Here is a 20,084-nt window from a genome sequence, read left to right as displayed (position 1 = left end):
CTGGTCGGGGTCGTCGCCGCCGACCCTAGGGGGATCGCCTCCCGATGTCCGTGAAGCGGCCCCGCGCGACGGGGTTCCCTAGGATCGGGTCATGACGGCCGACGGCGACCGCGCGCTGACCCGCGGGCACTTCGACCACGTCGTGCGGGCGACCACGCGGTGGTCCGACAACGACATGTACGGCCACCTCAACAACGCCGTCTACTACGAGCTGTTCGACTCGGCCATCAACGGCTGGTTGATCACCGGGGCCGGGGTCGACGTCATGGCGCTGCCCGAGCTCGGGGTCGTGGCCGAGTCGGGGTGCCGCTTCTTCCGTGAGCTGGAGTACCCCCACGCGCTCGACGTCGGCGTCCGGGTCGAGCGGCTCGGCCGCAGCAGCATCACCTATGCGCTGGGCCTGTTCGCCGCCGACGCCGAGGAGGTGGCGGCACTCGGGCACTGGGTCCACGTGTACATCGACCGCACCTCCCGGTCGAGCGTGCCCATCCCGGCCGCCGTGCGCGAGCTGCTGGAGCGCGCCGTCGAGGACCGGGGATGAGGATCACCGGAGCCGTTCTCGAGGAGGTCGGCCGACCCGGGCCCTGGGCCGACACGCGTCCGGTCACCGTGTGCGGGCTCGACCTGGCCGACCCCGGCCCGGGTGAGGTCGTCGTCGCCGTCGAGGCGGCCGGGGTCTGCCACTCCGACCTCTCCGTCGTCGACGGCAACCGTCCCCGCCCGGTCCCGATGCTGCTCGGCCACGAGGCAGCGGGTCGGGTGGTCGCGCTGGGCGCCGGGACCACCGACCTCACCGTGGGCCAACGGGTCGTCATGACCTTCCTGCCGCGGTGCGGCCAGTGCGCCGGCTGCGCCACCGGTGGCCGCGTGCCGTGCGCACCCGGCTCCGCGAGCAACGCCGCGGGCGAGCTGCTCGGTGGCGGCCGTCGACTCTCCCGCGACGGCGCCCCGGTGCACCACCACCTCGGGGTGTCGGGTTTCGCCACCCACGCGGTGGTCGACACCCGATCGGTCGTCGCGGTGCCCGACGACGTCCCCCCGGAGGTCGCGGCGGTGCTCGGCTGCGCCGTGCTGACCGGTGGCGGGGCCCTGCTCAACGCGGCTCCCCCTGCGCCGGGAGAGTCCGTGATGGTCGTGGGCCTCGGAGGAGTCGGTATGGCGGCCCTGCTCACCGCGGTCGCGCTGGGCACCGGTCCGGTGGTCGCGGTAGACGGGGTCGCCGCCAAGCGCGAGCTGGCCCTGGAGCTGGGGGCCGCGCAGGCCCTGGACCCGGCGGAGCTGGCCGGGCGCGGGCTGCGGGCGGAGGTCGTCGTCGAGGCAGCCGGCAGCGCCCGGGCGTTCGAGGCCGCGCTCGCGGCCACCTCCCCGGGAGGGCGCACGGTGACGGTCGGGCTGCCGCACCCCGACGCCCGGGCCAGCATCTCGCCGCTGCTGCTCGTCGCCGAGGCCCGGACCGTCATCGGCAGCTACCTCGGCTCGGCGGTGCCGTCGCGCGACATACCCGTCCTCGCCCAGTGGTGGCGGGAGGGACGGTTGCCGGTGGAGGCGCTGGTCTCCTCGCGCATCGCCCTCGACGACCTCAACCACGCGATGGACGAGCTGGCGGCAGGGCGCGCGGTCCGCCAGGTCGTCGTGCTGTGACCACCGGGCGACAAACGCGAGAATCCGGCTCTGAGGGGCGGGGTGACGTACCGGGAGTCATTTGGGGGTGCTTTTTTGGCTCGAATACCGGCTCACGGGCCGCCTGAGGCCTCTCCGACACCGCCGACAGGTAGACTGTGAGGTGAAATCGCGGCCAGCTGGTCTCCAGACTGGTCGCGTGTCATGAGCAGGGTGCAGCGACGTGCCGGGGCCACCCCCGAGCGGCTGCCCCACCGGAGAAGGAGCACCGTGTCCGAGTCTGACCAGACACCGCACGAGAGCACGCCCATCCCCGAGACCTCCGAGAACCTCACCGCCGAGCAGGCAGAGGCTGCCCGCCTGCGCGCCGAGGCCGAGCTCGCCGGGGTCCCCGAGGGTGTCGACTACGACGCGAGCGCGATCACCGTGCTCGAGGGGCTCGAGGCCGTGCGCAAGCGCCCCGGCATGTACATCGGGTCGACCGGCGAGCGGGGCCTGCACCACCTGGTCTGGGAGATCGTCGACAACTCCGTCGACGAGGCCCTCGCCGGGTACGCCGACACCATCGACGTCACCCTCCTCGCCGACGGCGGGGTGCGGGTCGAGGACAACGGCCGCGGCATCCCCACCGGCATGAACGACGCGTACGGCGTGTCGACCGTCGAGCTCGTGCTCACCCAGCTCCACGCCGGCGGCAAGTTCGGCGGCGGCGGTTACAAGGTGTCCGGTGGGCTCCACGGCGTCGGTTCCTCCGTGGTCAACGCCCTGTCGACCCGGCTCGACGCCGAGGTGCGGCAGAAGGGCCACGCGTTCCGGATGTCGTTCGACCACGGTGTCGCGACCGCTCCCCTGGCGCAGATGGAGGAGTCCGACCGCACCGGCACGACCATCACGTTCTGGGCCGACGGCGACATCTTCGAGACGACCCACTACGACTTCGAGACGATCCGTGCGCGGTTCCAGCAGATGGCGTTCCTCAACAAGGGCCTGACCATCAACCTGGTGGACGAGCGGGTCGAGGAGTCCGAGGCGGACGCGGCCGAGACCGTCGACGCCACCGAGAAGAAGCCGCGCCAGGTCAGCTACACCTACGCCAACGGCCTCGTCGACTACGTCACCCACCTGGTGAGCTCGAAGAAGTCCGAGCCGGTCCACGCCGAGATCATCTCGATCGAGTCCGAGGACACCGAGCGCCAGCTGAGCCTCGAGCTCGCGATGCAGTGGACGACCGCGTACTCCGAGTCCGTGCACACCTACGCCAACACCATCAACACCCACGAGGGCGGCACCCACGAGGAGGGCTTCCGCGCGGCGATGACCAAGCTCATCAACGACTTCGCGCGCAAGCAGAACATCCTCAAGGACAAGGACGACAACCTCACCGGCGACGACATCCGCGAGGGCCTGACCGCCGTGGTGTCGGTCAAGCTCGGCGAGCCGCAGTTCGAGGGGCAGACCAAGACCAAGCTCGGCAACTCCGAGGTCAAGGGGTTCGTCCAGCGCGCCATGACCGACGAGTTCGGGCACTGGCTGGAGGCCCACCCCAGCGAGGGCCGCGACATCGTCCGCAAGTCCGTGCAGGCGGCTGCCGCCCGCATGGCCGCCCGCAAGGCGCGCGAGGCCACCCGCCGCAAGGGCCTGCTCGAGTCCGGCGGCCTGCCCGGCAAGCTGCGCGACTGCCAGAGCAAGGACCCCTCGATCTCCGAGGTGTTCATCGTCGAGGGTGACTCGGCCGGCGGCTCGGCCGTGCGTGGCCGCAACCCGCACAACCAGGCGATCCTGCCGATCCGGGGCAAGATCCTCAACGTCGAGAAGGCGCGCATCGACAAGGTGCTCGCCAACAACGAGGTGCAGGCGCTCATCTCGGCGTTCGGCACCGGCATCGGCGAGGACTTCGACAAGTCCAAGGCGCGCTACCACAAGATCGTGCTCATGGCCGATGCCGACGTCGACGGTCTGCACATCCGCACGTTGCTGCTGACGCTGCTCTTCCGGTTCATGCGCCCGCTCATCGAGGAGGGCTACGTCTACCTCGCGCAGCCCCCGCTCTACCGGCTCAAGTGGAGCAACCACGCGCACGAGTTCGCCTACTCCGACCGTGAGCGCGACGCCATGGTCCAGGCCGGTCAGTCCCAGGGCTGGCGCCTGCCGAAGGACGCCGGCATCCAGCGCTACAAGGGTCTGGGCGAGATGGACTACCAGGAGCTGTGGGAGACCACGATGGACCCCGACCACCGGGTCCTGCTCCAGGTGACGCTCGACGACGCCGCCGCGGCCGACGAGATCTTCGCCGTGCTGATGGGCGAGGACGTCGAGAGCCGGCGCGGCTTCATCCAGCGCAACGCCCGCGACGTCCGGTTCCTGGACATCTAGGCGCGCCGCGGGCCCACGTTTCACGTGGAACCCGCCGCGCGACGTACGCCCCCATCGTTGAAGTGCTGATCTTTGAAAGTGCGGTTCTCGTGAACTGCACTGAGGGACAAGGGAATTCATGACTGAGATACCGCCCGTCGAGTACGACCGGACCGAGGCGATCGACCTCAACGCGGAGATGCAGCGCAGCTACATCGACTACGCGATGACGGTCATCGTCAGCCGCGCGCTGCCGGACGTCCGTGACGGACTCAAGCCGGTGCACCGTCGCGTGGTCTACGCCATGTACGACGGCGGCTACCGCCCCGACCGCGGCTACAACAAGTGCAGCCGCGTCGTCGGTGAGGTGATGGGTCAGTACCACCCGCACGGTGACTCCTCGATCTACGACGCCCTCGTCCGCCTCGTGCAGGACTGGTCGCTGCGCTACCCGCTCGTCGACGGCCAGGGCAACTTCGGCTCCCCGGGCGACGACCCGGCTGCCGCCCCGCGGTACACCGAGTGCCGGATGGCGCCGCTGGCCATGGAGATGGTCCGGGACATCCACGAGGAGACCGTCGACTTCCGCGACAACTACGACGGCAAGACGCAGGAGCCGACCGTCCTGCCGAGCCGGTTCCCCAACCTGCTCGTCAACGGCAGCTCCGGCATCGCCGTGGGCATGGCCACCAACATCCCGCCGCACAACCTGCGTGAGGTCGCCGACGCGGCGCAGTGGTACCTCGCCAACCCCGAGGCCGACCGTGAGCAGTTCCTCGACGCGGTCCTCTCCCGGGTCACCGGCCCGGACTTCCCGACCGGTGCGCTCATCCTCGGGCGCAAGGGCATCGAGGACGCCTACCGCACCGGCCGCGGCTCGGTCATCATGCGCGCGGTCGTCGAGGTCGAGGAGATCCAGGGCCGGCAGTGCCTGGTGGTCACTGAGCTGCCCTACCAGGTCAACCCGGACACCCTCGCCCAGAAGATCGCCGAGCTGACCAAGGAAGGTCGCCTCTCGGGCATCGCGGACATCCGCGACGAGACCTCCGGCCGCACCGGCCAGCGCCTGGTCATCGTGCTCAAGCGCGACGCAGTGGCGAAGGTCGTGCTCAACAACCTCTACAAGCACACCCAGCTGCAGACCAACTTCGGTGCCAACATGCTGGCCCTGGTCGACGGGGTGCCGCGCACGCTGCCGATCGACGCCTTCATCCGCCACTGGGTGGAGCACCAGGTCGAGGTCATCCAGCGCCGGACGCGGTTCCGCCTGCGCAAGGCCGAGAACGAGATCCACATCCTGCGTGGTCTGCTCAAGGCCCTCGACGCCCTCGACGAGGTCATCGCCCTCATCCGACGGTCGCAGACCGTGGAGGCGGCGCGTGACGGCCTCATCGAGCTGCTGGAGATCGACGAGATCCAGGCGCGGGCCATCCTCGAGATGCAGCTGCGCCGCCTGGCCGCCCTCGAGCGCCAGAAGATCATCGACGAGCACGACCGCCTCGAGGCGCTCATCAAGGACTTCGAGGACATCCTCGCCAAGCCCGAGCGCCAGCGGTCGATCGTGTCCGAGGAGCTCGGCGAGCTGGTCGACAAGTACGGCGACGACCGCCGCACCCGTATCGAGCTCATCGACGGCGACATGTCGATGGAGGACCTCATCCCCGAGGAGGACGTGGTCGTCACCATCACGCGCGGCGGCTACGCCAAGCGCACCCGCGTCGACGCGTACCGCTCGCAGGGCCGCGGCGGCAAGGGCGTCCGCGGCGCCTCGCTGCGCGGCGACGACATGGTCGACCACTTCTTCACCACGACGTCCCACCATTGGCTGCTCTTCTTCACCAACCTCGGCCGGGTCTACCGCGTCAAGGCCTACGAGCTGCCGGACTCCGGACGCGACGCCAAGGGCCAGCACGTCGCCAACCTGCTGGCGTTCCAGCCGGACGAGAAGATCGCCCAGGTGCTGGACGTGCGTGACTACGAGCAGCAGCCCTACCTCGTGCTCGCCACGAAGAACGGACTGGTCAAGAAGACGCGGCTCGCCGACTACGACTCCCCGCGCAGCGGTGGCCTGATCGCGGTCAACCTCAAGGAGGGCGACGAGCTCGTCGCCGCCGACCTCGCCTCCCAGACCGACGACCTGCTCCTGGTGTCCCGCAAGGCGATGTCGGTCAGGTTCCACGCGACCGACGAGCAGCTGCGCCCCATGGGCCGCGCCACCAGTGGTGTGACCGGTATGCGGTTCCGCGGCGACGACTCGCTGCTGTCGCTGAGCGTCATCCACGAGGGCGAGGACCCGGACGTGTTCGTGGTCTTCGAGAACGGCATGGCCAAGCGCAGCCCGTCCTCGGACTGGAACGCCAAGGGCCGTGGTGGCCTCGGTGTCGCGGTCGCCAAGATCACCGAGCGCAACGGCGACCTGGTCGGCGCGCTCACGGTCAGCGAGGACGACGAGGTCCTGGTCATCATGGGCAAGGGCAACATCGTCCGGATGCCGGTCGCCCCGGTCACCCGCCGCAGCCGCAACACCCAGGGCATGAAGTTCGCCAACCCGGGCAACGGCGACTCCGTCGTGGCCGTGGCCCGGAACCCCGAGCGGTCGGAGGATGAGAGCGACCTGAGCGCCGACGGGAGTGCCGCAGGCGACTCCGTGGCCGCTGATGCCGTACCGTCGTCTGTGAACGAGCAGGTCGTCGACGGTGCTGGGTCCGAGCAGGAGCCCTCCGCACCCGAGGCGCCCGGGACCGACTCCACCGGAGGTAACGAGTGAGCACGGCAGGCCAGACGAGCACCTCGTCGCGCCCGGGAGGACCGGAGGCGGGGCGGATGAACCGCGGCGCCGAGCCCGCCGGCACGGCCCGGACCGGAGCCCCGATCCGCCCGGCGGGAGCGACCGCCGCCGCGGGGCGCGCGCGACGCGTCAAGCTCACTGTCTCCCGGGTCGACCCGTGGTCGGCGATGAAGATGTCGTTCCTCATCTCGGTGGCCCTCGGCATCGCCGGCGTCGTCATGGTCGCGGTGCTGTGGATGATCCTGTCGGGCATGGGCGTCTTCTCCGAGGTCAACCGCCTGGTCGGGACGGTCTTCAACGACACCCAGAACCCGTTCGACATCATGGACTTCCTCGGCTTCGGCCGGGTGCTGTCCCTGAGCATCGTCATCGGGGTCATCGACGTCATCCTGCTGACCGCGCTGTCGACCCTCGGCGCCTTCCTCTACAACATCTGCTCGGCCCTCGTGGGCGGCCTCCAGCTGACCCTCACCGACGACTGAGCCCCCGCTCTCTCACGCAAAACGCCGGTTGCCCGGCATACCTCGGGATGGTGTCCCGCGGGTTGCCGGGCAACCGGCGTTTTGCGTGTGTCGGGGCACCGCGGAACCGTTTTGGTGGGCAGCCCCACCGTCATGTAACCTCGTGCCTCGCGCCACCCTCCGTGGCGCAGCGGAGATTGGGCTCACGGGCCTATAGCTCAGACGGTTAGAGCGCTTCCCTGATAAGGAAGAGGCCACAGGTTCAAGTCCTGTTAGGCCCACCAATCCCGATCCCCGCGGGTTCTCTGCGAGGGAAGGCGGACCACCGATGAAGAAGCTCCTGCTCATCGTCGTGACCGCAGTCGGCGCTGCCGCGATCCAGAAGAAGCTCAAGGCCCAGCAGGCCGAGAAGGACCTCTGGGCCCAGGCGACGGACTCTCCCTCCTAGGAGTCCTGGGGTTCGATCCCCACCCGGGGGCCATGGCGCAATTGGTAGCGCACCTGCTTTGCAAGCAGGGGGTTAGGGGTTCGAGTCCCCTTGGCTCCACCACAGGTCAGAACCACTTTCCGCTCGTCGGTCAGAGCCCTTTCGCGTTCGGACCTCAGAGAAGTACCTCAGTGACGTGCCTGACGGGAGCTGAGACGTCTTCCGGCCCAGAACGTCGCTACTGACGGATTCGCCGGGACGGTCCGGCTATGCCACTGGTCGTCCAGCGAAGTGCTGCGGCGGTGTGCGCGATTGGGTGTCGTCGTTTGGGTTTACCCAATCTGCGACCAGCAATGTGCCAGAGTGACAACATGGCGGCCGACGGCGGGGACTCTCCTGACCTGCCCCCAGACATCTGGTCGACGGTCGACGTCTCCGACTGGAGGGTGGCGGATTAGGAAACCGCAGGATCAAATGACGTGACCTGGTTACGTTCGTCTGCAGATGCTGTTGCATGACTGCACAAGGACACCCAAGTGGCAGCAAATGGTCACGAGCAAAGGTGAGGACTGGCGGAGGTTCTAATCACTCACATTGCGCGTGCCCTCGGTGTTCCCTATGCAAAGACACGGTATCTGCGACGCGGGCGATGGCTGCCGACTCGGGCCGAGAGCTCGAGCGCGTCACCCGGCAATACGAGGATGCACTTTCGTTGCTCGCCGAACACCTTCTCGGCGAGTCGAAGATCCGCGCTCTGGACGCGACGCTCGAGCAATGGATGCGCGGTCTGACTAGCCAGCCGGGCTACGGCGGGCTCCGCGGCCGGATCGCGCTCCGCTGGGTCGATGGCGAGTCGCCAGACGAGGCTGTCGAGGAGGCGACCTGGCGCACAAACAGGCGGAGCTCCTCGCCTCCGAAGATCCTGCTGCGGATCTGGCTCGCAGCGTCTCAAGGTGCGGCCCGGTACCAGTGGAGATAAGCCCCCGCTCATGGCTATCCGTGGCGCCTGAGGCACTTCGCACCCACCCAGAGATTGGCCCGTAGCTTGATCGCCTGCCGGCTGCCATCGGTGACCGCGTTGTTGCAGCCGGTCACTGCTCGGCTGCGCCGGCGCCACCCGACATCAGACTCTCGGCCGCTCAACGCGATCACGATCGAGCGCGGCCTCTCGCGTGTGACACCGGTCAGGTAACGCCGCGCGCGCGGCCCGCTGACTACACTCGCCGCGCTGATATCGACATCCGGGACATGGTGCTGGCGATGGTTTCCATTTGTGTTGGAACTCGTGCGCTCGCTCAAAGCAGCTCGAGTGAAGCTACTCAGGGAAAGCTCACCCAGTTGGCTCTCGCGCCGGCACGGGACGGCGCGGGGTAAGACTTCTGGAAGAAGGTGGGCGAATGACTGATTTGCGGTCCGGAGCTTGGCAAGGTGGCCTCTTGTGCTGACACCCGCATCCCAAGATCCCCAAGCTCGATTCATGAGGGCCGTACGGGGAATGCTGGCGCGACCTGACTACTTGATTCCGCTCGCTGCAGCCGAGAGGCAGTTCAGAGACCACTACTACGGACTGAACTCGGCGGCGCTGCTTGAGGATCTGTTCTTCGATGCACTGGGCAACTACATTCGCCAAGTTGAACCTTCGACTCGGCTGACGCGGCCTCCGACGGGACAGAAGGGCTGGGACTACGCGTTCGACGGGCTGCAGATCTCGCACAAGGTGAGTCAAAGTCTTAGCGAGATCGCGGCGCTGTGGGACGCAACCAAGAAGGGCGTAGACAGATGGTCCTTCGATGACCCCATCGTCTACGTCCTAGGGTCCAACACCCCACCAGGCAGTCTGCTCGTTGAGGTAGACACGGCCACGTCGCTCAGATGTCGTGCGGTGGCGGACTTGGGCCGACCGTACGTCGCAGAGGGAAAGACACTTCTGGTCCTGAGGTGGCCAGCCGATGGCAGCCAGCCGCATCTGCTAGACATCGTCCCAACCGAAAAGGGCCAAACGGTCGCGGACGCGCTTTCGTTCAGCCGCGTTTGGCGGCATGTGGCTGCGCACGTCGCATCAGGGCGTGGTGCGAACGAGATCGACGTGGTCGCGACAAGCAAGCGTTGTCCTCCCCTTCTTGTCGAGGCGCTGCTTACAGATGGCCTACCCACGCCAGTGGACCTGTCTGTGACATTCCGCGGTGGGGTGTACCTTCTGCCTCGGGAGCTCCTCCAGGACCTCACGGTGACGACCAACAACCGCGCGATCCTGATCCCGAAGGAAACCATAAAGACGCTCCTGCACGAGGCGAGTATCCGAGGCCTGTTCGCCCCGGTACCGCTCTGGTATTGGGTGTATGCGCAGGAGAGACCGCCGGATATGTACTCAGCACAGCGCGGGGAGTACGACACAAGATTCAGCGCGCGCGGCAACATTGACCCGGTCTAGCAAATGGTGGCACCACGTCGATCGCGACTGAAACGAGGACTCGCTCCTCATAGGCTTCGTCTGCAGGAGCCGACCGTGGACGCAGCGCACGCCCCCGTCTTGCGCCTCCTGTTGCGACCTCCCCACGCCACGACTCTCGCGAGCCGGTCGAGCTTCCGCGCTCCCCTCAATTTCTGGGGGAGGCGCAGGTAGGCTTCGGAATGCCTGTGTCGCCGCCCCGAGAATCGGAGAAGATGGTGCCCGTTATCCGCGCTCTGCAGACGATGCTGTCGGACGGAACGAAGAGTTTTCCCATCTACCTGGGCTATCTGGCCGCCGACCAACTCAAGTCCGTTGCAGAGGTCCCGAGTTTCAATCCAAATAGCGGAAATGCGGATATCGCTCGTAACGTTCTCAATCCACCCATCAAGAACTGGCAACGCCCTGTAATTCCCGAGAAGTGGCAAGCTATCAGGGACAAGTTCAGCCAACCAGGCGAACTAATGCCAAACCCTGTGCTATTGGCTGTCGCAGATGTTGCTCACGTTCACGTTCGGCAACAGATTCTGAACGGTCAAGCGACCGAGGTCTTCGAAATATCAGTGAATGTTCCCGCTGCTCAGGGTAGTAAGCCGTTGTGGATCCTCGACGGACAACACCGCGTGGAGGGAGTGTCCCAATCGACTAACAGTTCCAATCCGATTCCCCTAGTGCTCCTCCACGGCGAGGCATCCCAAGCCTATAGCCCAGCGCAGTTTGCAAAGGTGTTCGCTGAGGTGACGACATATGCGACTCCGCTACACGAGTTGCATGAGCACTGGCTGCAGTACGCATTCAAACTCGGCGCCTATCAAGATGCCGCCGGTGGGACATCCACATCAGAGTGGAAGGCCATGACTACCGTCGCCATGCTTTGCGAGCATCAGAACGTAGGGCCCAGCCACGTTACGAATCCGTTCTACGACAAGGTCCAATTCAACCCAGACCCGACGAAGTTGCTCGCGGCCGCAGGGGGAGGCTTCTCATATACTTCGCTGGGCCTGAAGGAAATTGTCCTTGGTCAGTACTTCAGTCGCCCTGGGTCCTCGCTCGGCCCAGCGGTCGTCGCTGATCAAATCGCCCTCGCGGTACTTGCCCTTTCGCGGAATGTCACTACGCCTACGACGGACAGTGCGTTCTTTGGCGACGCTTCACATCGTCAGAAGTACCTGATGGACGCCTATCTTGTGGGAGTCCTCACCTACCTCTTGAAACACGGTGTCCCAACGGACTGGGACAGCGTGCTCCAAGCGCTGAAATTCAACGCGAGCAACTGGGACGTAACTGGTTGGGTTCAGAGTACGGGCGGCAACTTCGGCAACGTCTCCCGCCGGGTTGCCAACAAGGTATTCGAAGACATGTTCGCCAAAGGGGCCCTGGGGGTCTCTAGCGACATTCCATCTTGGCTGGCAGGTGACGGTGCGGAACTGACCCTGCTGGCCTCGGATCCGGGGCGCGGTGGTGCCCGCCGCAACAGACTGGAAACGGTTCTGCCCATCAATGGGACCAAGCCCTTGAACATTGGCGCTGCTAGGCGTCTAAAGCTTGTGGGTCACTCGATCAACGTCGGCAACTTGAGGATCGTCGATGAGAGCCGACCCCTCGGAAACGAATTCAACCTGTCGAGCCTCAAACGTGGAGTCATCCTTCCTCAGGCCCCTGGATCCCTGCGACTTCTCGTGGGGGCCGAATACTACGGTGGCTCGCGAAGTCAGCTAAAGATCAACATTACTTGGAGTTGATTGGTGGACATTCGTAGCCGAGTCGACTCGGCCGAGTCGTATTTTCGCTTTCTGAACACCGTTCGCTACCGCCTTTGGTCTGACATCTATATAGAGTACGTAGGCGGCTCGTTGACCCTTCCTGAATCGGCAGTGTTGGTCCACCCAATGTGGAGGGACCAACTCATTAGTGAGACGCCCTGCCGTCGCCAGCGGTCATTCCAGAACCCGCCGCCGGCTTATGAGTCATGCGCGGCCAGCACGATATGGGGTTACGCGTGCCCTTCGGCGACTTCTTTGCAGACGGACCATCGATTTCCTTGGGCTCTCGGCGGTCCGACCAGCCCTGGCAATGCCGTTTACCTGTGCCGCGACCACAACCAAATGAAGGGACATGATGTTCACCTGATCGCGTGGACGGTGGACAACTTTGCCTGGCTCCATGATGAGGTCGAGGAGGTCCGCAGGCTTCTGCGGCTCTAGGCGTCTCGCCTCGAGCGAAGCAATCCCGCTTCAGGTGAGCGGCCGCTCGTCAACCAGCGAGGGTCCCTGACAGGGGTGCCGTGAGTTCTTCCTCGTGGATGAGGGCTGCTTCGGCCAACGCATTGCCCGTGGGGCGGACCGACGCACTCAGCACTGCGCGCACCAGCCTCGAAGGCAAGTCCGACGCATCTCGCTCTACGTGGGTACGGAAGACGTGCCAGGCGGCTCCAACGGCCACGCCGTTGCCCACCTGCTTGTAGCTCGCTTGGTCCCGCTGCCCCCCGAAGGAGAAGTCCCGGCCGAAGCCTTGCAGGCGGGCGGCCTCGTGGGGGGTAAGCCGGCGGCGACGGCTGCCGATGATCGAGGTCTGGGTGATGGCGACCAGTGCCGGCAGGTAGGTCGGTGCCTTGGCTCGGATGCCGGACGGCCGGAAGTGCATCACGGTGTCCCACAGCGACGCGGTGTCCTGCGCCTGCCACTCGAGCTTACGCCGCGACGCCGGGAAACTGGCGAATGCGGGGTTTGCCTTCTTCCAAGATCCGATGATGTCGCGATGGTCATCGTAGAAGCGGGCGTTCTTGACCAGAATGTCCGACTTCCACTGTGGGAGGGCATCCAGCTCCATGGGGTCGAGACCGCGCTCGGGAATCCACGAGTCGGCCCACAGGGGGAAGCCAGGCAGGCGCACCCCCCGCGCGGACCACATCCGCTGGACCAGGTCATCCCAGACGTTGATCCATTCGGTTTCGTCAGCAGTGAGTCGATACTTCTCGACGCCGGGGATCGACGTGTCGTCGTCGAGGATCCAATCGGTGTCCCAGTTCTGGACGTTCCATCCTTGAACTGGCCCCCGGACCACAGTGGGTGCCACGTCAGTCTCCGCCATGGCCCGCGCGGGCCCGACGTACGTGCCGAGGATGAAGACGCGGTCTCGGACCTGAGGCGTACCCCCGAGCGAGGGTGGAAGGAAGTGAGGCGAGAAGACGGACGGCGTCGACGACACCCGGTAGCCGATCTCGCGCAGGGTCTGGATGATCACGTCCCACTCGTGCCGGTGCCTGGGCCCGGCAAGGTTTCGTACGTTCTCTAGCAGGACGATGGAGGGCTTCCGCTCCTCCAAGATGCGAGCGATGTTCCAGAAGAGGGTTCCCCGCGCCTCGTCCATGCCGCGCTGGAACCCGGACTTGGAGAAGGGCTGACAGGGGAAGCCCGCGGCCAGGACGTCGTGAGCTGGAACGTTGACCGGAGCGTCTTCGGGGGTGTCGATCGTGATGTCCGTGTTGATGATCGGGCGTTCAGCCTCGGGCAGATGGTCCACCCAGTTGTGGAGGTAGGTGTTGCGTGCTTCACGGTCGATCTCCGATACGTAAACGCACCTGCCACCGGCATGCTCCAGCATGGCGTGGAACCCGCCAATGCCGGCGAAGAGGTCAACGTATGCGAAAGGCGCTGATCTCTTCGACATGCTTGCAAGCTTAGCTGACTGGTCAGCTAAGTCAAGCTCCCGCGCTGCGGCTGTGAACTGAAGCGGTAGAACGAAATTCATGGCAAGGAACACCTCCGGTTGGCACGCATCCCAGAGGTCGACCCGACGCGCTGCGTGACGTTGACGGATAGCCCATCACGGACGACTGACAGTGGGGTCACGAGGGAAGCCACCGAGGATCGAGGCGGATACAGCCGCGGGATCACGCTGCACCTCGCACTCCCAGACCCTGAAGACGTGCCAACCGTGTTCCTCGGCGAGCTGTGTGGCCCGCTCGTCGCGCTCAGCGTTCCGCCGCATCTTCTGAGCCCAGAGCTCAGCATTCGGGCCTGTCCACGGCTTCTTGCGGCCGTGGACGGGACACCCATGCCAGAAGCAGCCATCGACGAAGACTGCGACTTTTCGTCCAGGGAGGACGAAATCCGGCGTGCACCCTCTGGCGACTCGCGGATGCAGCCTGAATCTGCCGCCCGCCGCGTGCACGGCCTTCCGCAGCTCGACCTCCGGGGACGTGTTGGCCTTCCGGCGGCCAGCAAGATGCTTTCCCGCAGAGGTGCTCACCCAGTCCTCGGCCACGCGTCCAAAGTAGACCGCGGTATCCACGGCAGGCGCAGAGGTGTCGGCGGTGACGACTAGGTTTCACACCATGAGTGACGAGTGTCGACATGGGATGAACCCAGAGTGGTGTTCCGCTTGCCGAGGTGACGACGAGTCCGCCTTCGCTGGGGTCCGCGGGTCAGCCCTGCACGGCGGACAGGTCAAGCAGGACCAGCTGGACCACCTGTGCCGGCAGCTCGGTATCCCCTTCGTCCCTGTGGGTCGGGGTAGCAGTCTCCCTTCCCACGTGTTTGACGAGGCAGCACGACGCCTCGGCGTCGGACGTGGGTCGATGCCCGAAATCGGAGAGAGGCTTGCCACCAAGGCCGGTCTTGTGTGGACGAGTGACTGCGACAGCCGAGGATCCATCAGTGGCGGCGGATCCACCGTGACTCGAGAGGGTCTCGATGTCATCAACCGAGCCGTTGCGAAGTTGCTCGCGCGACAGTAGCCAACCCTTCGGTCCGAGCTATGGCGCCAGGCGCTGGCAGCCCTGACTACGGCGCGAGGAGGGCGAGGGGGACGCGGCAGCTGATGCCGACGTCGTTGAGGCGATCCAGCAGCGGTGTGCCCTCGACCGTCGGCAGGTGCATCGGCGTCGGGTGCCCGCTCGCCAGAGACCTGGCGTACGCGTCGCGCGCGGCGACCAGCCGCTCCCAGTCCTGGATCCACCGCTCCGTCGGGGCGTCCGCGTCGATGACCTTCGGACCCAGGGCACGGATGGCGGTGACGAGGTCGGTGACCGCGTCGTTCTGGGCGTTGATCGCCCCGACGCGCTGCGGGATCGACGCCGCGGTGCCGACGGCCGCCGCTGCGGCCGAGTCGCGCATGGCGGCACAGCGGGACGTGGCGGTCCGCACGATCACGGACCGCTCGATGAGCGCGGGGTTGTCGACGTGGGCGTACGACCACAGCTGCAGGAGCACCACGGCGACCGTCGCGCCGCCCACGACGACTGCCACGCGCGCGGCCCAGGCCCGCCACCGGGCACCGGTACCGCCCACGCGTGGGACTACCCGTCGACCTCGACCGTCGGCGCCCCGGGCGCGTTGGTCTGCACGGACTTGATGCCGTTCTCGGCAGCCGCCTTGGACTCGTAGGCCTCACCGGTCGCGATGACCTGTCCGTTGCCGGCCTTGAGGCGGAAGCGGTACTTCCCCGACTTGTCCGTGTAGAGCTCGAACTTCCCTGCCATGACGCACCTCCGTGAGTGGACCCGCCAGAACGCTTGGCAGCCTAGGGCCGGCCGCGGGCGGCGTACAGAGCCACCCGACGCAGTGCCGGGCGCCCGCCGCGCTGGGCCCGCAGTCCTCAGAGGGAGGTGTCCGCCTCGGCGAGGCGCTTCAGCGCGGTCATGGCGTCGAGCGTCTGCTTGGGCAGCTGGCGCTTGATGAGCGGTGAGAAGACGCGCCCGAAACCCTTGGTGGCGATGTCGATGGTGTGGGTCAGGGTCGTGCCCACACCGTCGGACGCCGCGACGAAGTCGACCGTCACGTCCATCATCCGGTCCGAGAACTTCATCGCGAAGTGCCGGTCGGGCTCGCGGGCGACGATCTGGCCGTCCATGACACCGGTGCGCCGGCCGTCGGCGTAGTGGTAGCGCAGCCGGGTGCCGACGTCGTTGGTCCCGGGGTCGAGCTTGTCGATGCCCGTGCACCGCGACAGCCACGTCGGCGTCCGGCTCACGTCGTCGACGATGGAGAAGATCGCGGACGGGGGTGCGCTGACGGACAGCGTGTGGGCGAAGCGAGGCATGGCATCTCCGGGCGCCGAGCAGCGGGGGGTGCGCACACCGTACTCCCGGCGAGCGCCTCCGAGCGGCCGTCGCGCGAACTAGCCCTGGGCCCCCGGCACCTCGAGCTGGATCGACAGGCTAGGGGGCGTGGGACGAGGGCGGCGGGGTTCGCGGACGCCGGCCTGTCCGCCGTCGTACCCGGGCCCCGACCAGAGCCCGACGAAGCGGCGCCCGCGCAGCCGGCGGTGGCGGTACACGGCGTACACGGTGGTGTCGGCCTGGTCGGGGACGGTGGCGCGGACCCAGGCCACCGCATCGCTCGCGTCGTCGGCGACGACCCGGCAGGTGCCGTGCCCCTGGCCGCGCGCGTCGCGCTGGGTGACCTCGAACGTCCTCATGCCCACAGCGTGCTCCGCACGGGCACTGGTGGCAAGACCGTGGACACGCACCGTCGGCCGCGCTCGCCTACGCTGGCCACGGCCGCCGCAAAGACAGGAGTGCGCATGCCATCGCCACAGCCCGAGGCGCAGGACGTGCGCCGGCTGGTGCCCCGCACCGACACCGTGCTCGCCGACCCGGCAGTCGAGGCGGCGGTTTCGCGCCTGGGGCGGGACACGGTCCGGGCTGCGGTCGGGAGGGTCCAGGCGCAGGTGCGGGCCGGTGTCCTCGGTCCCGACGAGGTGGTCGGCGCGGTCCTCGCCGGCCTTCCTGCGCGCGCGACGACGTTGACCCCGGTCATCAACGCCACCGGGGTCGTCATCCACACCAACCTCGGCCGGGCGCCTCTGTCGCAGGCGGCGGTCGAGGCGATGGCGGCTGCTGCCGGGACGGTGGACGTGGAGCTCGACCTCGCCACGGGCCGGCGCTCGAAGCGAGGCCGCGGAAGCCTCGCCGCCCTCCTCGAGGTGCTGCCCGAGGCCGGTGGCGCCCTGGTCGTCAACAACGGGGCCGCGGCCCTGGTGCTCGCCACCACGGCGCTGGCGGCAGGGCGTGAGGTGGTCGTCAGCCGTGGCGAGATGGTCGAGATCGGTGACGGTTTCCGGCTGCCTGACCTCATCGCCAGCACTGGGGCCAGGCTGCGCGAGGTCGGCACGACCAACCGGACGACGGTCGCCGACTACGCATCGGCGGTCGGCCCCGACACCGGGTGCATCCTCAAGGTCCACCCGAGCAACTTCCGGGTCGAGGGGTTCACCGCGTCGGTGGCGGTACGCGACCTCGCCGGGCTCGGGGTGCCGGTCGTCCACGACATCGGCAGCGGCCTGCTGCGACCGCACCCGTTGCTGCCCGACGAACCGGACGCGGCGTCGGCGCTCGCCGAGGGCGCCGCGGTCGTGACCTGCAGTGGCGACAAGCTGCTCGGCGGCCCGCAGGCGGGGCTCGTCCTCGGCGAGGCCACCACCGTGGAGACCCTGCGGCGGCACCCCCTCGCCCGGGCCCTGCGGGCCGACAAGGTGACGCTCGCCGGGCTGGAGGCCACGGTCCGCGGGCCACGGCCGCCCGTCTGGACCGCCCTCGAGGCGGACCCTGACCGCCTGCGCGCCCGGTGCGACGCCCTCGTCGCTGCGCTGCCGCCCGGTACGGGTGCGGCCGTGGTCCCCGCCGACGGGGTCGTCGGGGGCGGCGGTGCCCCGGGCCGCCCGCTGCCCGGTTGGGCCGTGGCCCTGCCCGAGGACTGTGCGGCCGCGCTGCGCACCCTCGACCGGCCGGTGCTGGCCAGGGTCGAACGGGGGCGGTGCCTGGTCGACCCGCGCTGCGTCCCGGAGTCGCTCGACCAGGCCCTCGCCGACGCCGTGCGCGAGGCACTGGGCAGGCTCGGCTGAGCCGACCGGGTTGAGCGGACCGGGTTGACCGGGAGCAGACCCGAGCTCAACCCGGTGGTCGGTCAGGCCGTGATCGTCCCGCCCTCGAACGTGCAGGTGAGCTTGCCGTCGACCGTCGTGGTGTCGGTGACCGGGTAGCCGTAGCTGCCGGCCGCCCCGCCCTGCGCCTTCCACTCGGCCAGGACCGCCCCGAGCACGCGGAAGGGCTTCGTCAGCGCCCACAGCTCACCGCGCTGGAAGTCCTGGTGCCAACCGCCCCGGACCTGGCCCGAGACCCGGTTGCCCGTGGGGTAGCCGAGATCGCCGGTCTCCCGGCCGCCGGTCACCCACGAGGTGAGGGCGTCGCCGTAGATGCACTTGGTCGACGTGCTGGCCGAGTCGATGACGATGCCGCGCTGGAACTCCTGGCGCCAGCCGCCGTTCGTCATCCCGGAGATGCGGTTGGTCGTCGGGTAGCCGAGCACCCCGGTCTCGCGGCCGGTGCCCTTCCACGCGGCGTACGCGTCGCCGTAGAGGGTCTTGGTCGGGGTGCTGGCGGAGTCGAGGACGACACCCTTCTGGAACTCCTGGCGCCACCCGCCGTCCTTCATCCCCGAGATGCGGTTGGTCGTCGGGTAGCCGAGCAGGCCGCTCTCCCGACCGGTGCCCGTCCACTGGCCGTAGGCGTACCCGTACACGATCTTGGTCGTGGTGCTCGGGGAGTCGGTGATGGCGCCCTGCTCGTAGGTCTGGATCCAGCCGCCGTTGACGCGGCCCGTGAGCCAGTCACTGGTGGGGTAGCCCAGGAGGCCGCGGGGGCCGTCGACCGACGCCCAGACCGACTTCACCGAGTTGGGCACGGGGTGCGCTCCGGTGGTCTTGGTGTGGTAGATCGAGCCACCCTGGTAGACGACGTAGGTGCCGCGGCCGTCGCCGACGAGGACACCGGGCGTGGTGGACGCCTTGAGGTAGGAGCCCTGCGCGCCCATGTCGCGCTCCTTCTGCGAGATCGCACCCCAGCCGGGCAGGCAGGGTGCGCTGTGCTCGGCCGTGCGGTCGTCGACCAGCGACGTGGTGGTGCAGGAGGCCCACTTGTACGGCGCGACGCAGCTCACGACGCGGCAGTGGACGCCGCCGCTGCACTTCACCTGGGTGTTGCACTGGCCGTAGCGGAACGCGTTGCAGCACACGCGGCGCTGGTCGCAGGTCGCGCTCGACCCGGTGCCGCAGGAACAGCTCCAGCACTTGCTGTCGCAGATGCCGTCGGTGCAGCCGGTCGAGCACTTCGAGCAGGAGGCGTTGCAGTCGACGATGTAGCGGTAGCCGGCCCCGCACCAGGACGAGTCGGCGGCCTTCCACCAGCCCGCGGCGAAGCTGCCGGGCGGGCAGGCGTTGACGCCCTTGTTGACGGTGCAGCAGAACACGGTCCAGCCGCTGCTCGCGGTGTTGCCCGGGCCGCAGATCGTGGCGTAGGCGGGTTGCGGGCGCAGGATGTAGTTCTTGGGGCTGGTCGCCAGGGCGGACCCGGCGACGGCGGCACCGACGAACAGGTCGCGGCGGGAGACGGGCCGCAGGCGGCGCGACAGCGAGGACACGAAGCCGGCGATCCCGCCCGGTCCGGCGTTGAGGTCGTCGAGGGTGCTCACGGGTGGCCTCCCAGTCGGGCGAGCGTCGCCCGGTCGGTGATGTGCAACGAGCTGACGAGTGCCATCGCGCGGGGCACGGAGGCCATGCGCCGGGCGTGGCTGCCGAGGACGGTGAACAGGCAGAACGCCCGTCCGCCCTGGCTGAAGAACTGCTGGCTCGCGCTCATCCCGGGCAGCGGTCGCTGGAGCCGGTTGGGCGCGAAGTGCGAGGGCGCGAGCCGGGGCAGCCCCTGCTTCTCGAAAAGCCCCTGGTCGGCGACCTCGGTGCCGTAGTCGACCAGGGCGACGAACACGTCGTCCGGGCCGAGCAGGTCGACGACCCCGGTGCCGAAGTCTCCCCGGAGCTCGGGCAGGGGTCGGGTGCAGGCGTGGAGCACCGGGCGCGTGACGTCCTGCTCCTCGAGCAGACCGCGGGCGCGGGCGTCGGGCGCCAGCGGCGTGGCCCCCGGTCGCCGGGTCACCGCGACGTGCCACCCCCGCGGCGCGTCGGCCTTGAGGCCATAGGTGTCTGCCATCT

The 20,084-nt window shown here is 67.9% G+C and carries 17 protein-coding genes and 2 tRNA genes; 11 read left to right on the top strand and 8 right to left on the bottom strand.

Annotated elements, in window-relative coordinates; genetic code table 11:
* Positions 1–91 precede the first annotated feature (91 nt).
* The 10 genes from ABEA42_RS04005 (at position 92) to ABEA42_RS03960 (ending at position 11,839) form a co-directional block, all read left to right on the top strand.
* Positions 92–541, top strand: a complete 450-nt coding sequence (locus ABEA42_RS04005) for an acyl-CoA thioesterase (protein WP_345501342.1) — start codon at positions 92–94, stop codon at positions 539–541.
* On the top strand, positions 538–1,641 hold the full coding sequence (locus ABEA42_RS04000; protein ID WP_345501340.1) for an alcohol dehydrogenase catalytic domain-containing protein: 1,104 nt from the start codon (positions 538–540) through the stop codon (positions 1,639–1,641). Before ABEA42_RS04005 ends, ABEA42_RS04000 begins: the two co-directional genes overlap by 4 nt.
* Before the next feature lie 339 nt (positions 1,642–1,980).
* Positions 1,981–3,993, top strand: coding sequence for a DNA topoisomerase (ATP-hydrolyzing) subunit B (gene gyrB, locus ABEA42_RS03995; RefSeq protein ID WP_345501425.1), 2,013 nt, complete (start codon positions 1,981–1,983; stop codon positions 3,991–3,993).
* Between the two features lie 118 nt (positions 3,994–4,111).
* On the top strand, positions 4,112–6,739 hold the full coding sequence (gyrA, locus tag ABEA42_RS03990; RefSeq protein ID WP_345501339.1) for a DNA gyrase subunit A: 2,628 nt from the start codon (positions 4,112–4,114) through the stop codon (positions 6,737–6,739).
* 56 nt (positions 6,740–6,795) lie between these two features.
* Positions 6,796–7,242: a DUF3566 domain-containing protein gene (locus ABEA42_RS03985; protein ID WP_345501337.1), complete on the top strand. Its 447-nt coding sequence runs from the start codon at positions 6,796–6,798 to the stop codon at positions 7,240–7,242.
* Positions 7,243–7,428: 186 nt separating this feature from the next.
* Positions 7,429–7,505 (top strand) — tRNA-Ile (locus ABEA42_RS03980).
* 44 nt (positions 7,506–7,549) lie between these two features.
* The gene (locus ABEA42_RS03975) at positions 7,550–7,669 is read left to right on the top strand and encodes a DLW-39 family protein (RefSeq protein ID WP_345501335.1); all 120 of its coding nucleotides are present in this window, start codon (positions 7,550–7,552) and stop codon (positions 7,667–7,669) included.
* A gap of 26 nt (positions 7,670–7,695) precedes the next feature.
* Positions 7,696–7,771, top strand: a tRNA-Ala gene (locus ABEA42_RS03970).
* Between the two features lie 1,354 nt (positions 7,772–9,125).
* A complete protein-coding gene (locus ABEA42_RS03965; protein WP_345501334.1) occupies positions 9,126–10,079 on the top strand; it encodes a hypothetical protein in 954 nt (317 codons plus the stop codon).
* Positions 10,080–10,312: 233 nt separating this feature from the next.
* Entirely contained in the window at positions 10,313–11,839 is a 1,527-nt protein-coding gene (locus ABEA42_RS03960) for a ParB N-terminal domain-containing protein (RefSeq protein ID WP_345501333.1), read from the top strand.
* A gap of 511 nt (positions 11,840–12,350) precedes the next feature.
* Here the strand turns inward: ABEA42_RS03960 and ABEA42_RS03955 are convergent.
* The 6 genes from ABEA42_RS03955 to ABEA42_RS03930 form a co-directional block, all read right to left on the bottom strand.
* Entirely contained in the window at positions 12,351–13,766 is a 1,416-nt protein-coding gene (locus ABEA42_RS03955; RefSeq protein ID WP_345501332.1) for a DNA cytosine methyltransferase, read from the bottom strand.
* A 156-nt stretch (positions 13,767–13,922) separates the two neighbouring features.
* A complete protein-coding gene (locus ABEA42_RS03950) occupies positions 13,923–14,348 on the bottom strand; it encodes a very short patch repair endonuclease (protein WP_345501423.1) in 426 nt (141 codons plus the stop codon).
* A 533-nt stretch (positions 14,349–14,881) separates the two neighbouring features.
* Positions 14,882–15,346, bottom strand: coding sequence for a hypothetical protein (locus ABEA42_RS03945; protein ID WP_345501331.1), 465 nt, complete (start codon positions 15,344–15,346; stop codon positions 14,882–14,884).
* 50 nt (positions 15,347–15,396) lie between these two features.
* Positions 15,397–15,579, bottom strand: coding sequence for a YegP family protein (locus tag ABEA42_RS03940; RefSeq protein WP_345501330.1), 183 nt, complete (start codon positions 15,577–15,579; stop codon positions 15,397–15,399).
* Between the two features lie 116 nt (positions 15,580–15,695).
* Positions 15,696–16,139 carry an SRPBCC family protein gene (locus ABEA42_RS03935; RefSeq protein ID WP_345501328.1) on the bottom strand — a complete coding sequence of 148 codons (444 nt, stop codon included), beginning with the start codon at positions 16,137–16,139 and terminating at the stop codon, positions 15,696–15,698.
* A gap of 78 nt (positions 16,140–16,217) precedes the next feature.
* Positions 16,218–16,517, bottom strand: coding sequence for a hypothetical protein (locus ABEA42_RS03930; protein WP_345501326.1), 300 nt, complete (start codon positions 16,515–16,517; stop codon positions 16,218–16,220).
* A gap of 105 nt (positions 16,518–16,622) precedes the next feature.
* Here ABEA42_RS03930 and selA point away from each other — a divergent pair, with 105 nt between their 5' ends.
* Positions 16,623–17,942 (top strand): L-seryl-tRNA(Sec) selenium transferase, encoded by a 1,320-nt coding sequence (gene selA / locus ABEA42_RS03925; RefSeq protein ID WP_345501325.1) that lies wholly within the window; start codon positions 16,623–16,625, stop codon positions 17,940–17,942.
* Positions 17,943–18,004: 62 nt separating this feature from the next.
* Here selA and ABEA42_RS03920 read toward each other — a convergent pair whose 3' ends face one another.
* Positions 18,005–19,567: a hypothetical protein gene (locus ABEA42_RS03920; RefSeq protein WP_345501324.1), complete on the bottom strand. Its 1,563-nt coding sequence runs from the start codon at positions 19,565–19,567 to the stop codon at positions 18,005–18,007.
* On the bottom strand, positions 19,564–20,082 hold the full coding sequence (locus ABEA42_RS03915) for a hypothetical protein (RefSeq protein WP_345501323.1): 519 nt from the start codon (positions 20,080–20,082) through the stop codon (positions 19,564–19,566). Before ABEA42_RS03915 ends, ABEA42_RS03920 begins: the two co-directional genes overlap by 4 nt.
* Positions 20,083–20,084: the final 2 nt, after the last annotated feature.

This window comes from Pedococcus ginsenosidimutans, from assembly GCF_039544395.1.
GTDB classification, from domain to species: domain Bacteria; phylum Actinomycetota; class Actinomycetes; order Actinomycetales; family Dermatophilaceae; genus Pedococcus; species Pedococcus ginsenosidimutans.
The sequence above is the reverse complement of the archived record's forward strand: the minus strand, read 5'-3'. Positions and strand labels throughout refer to the sequence as shown.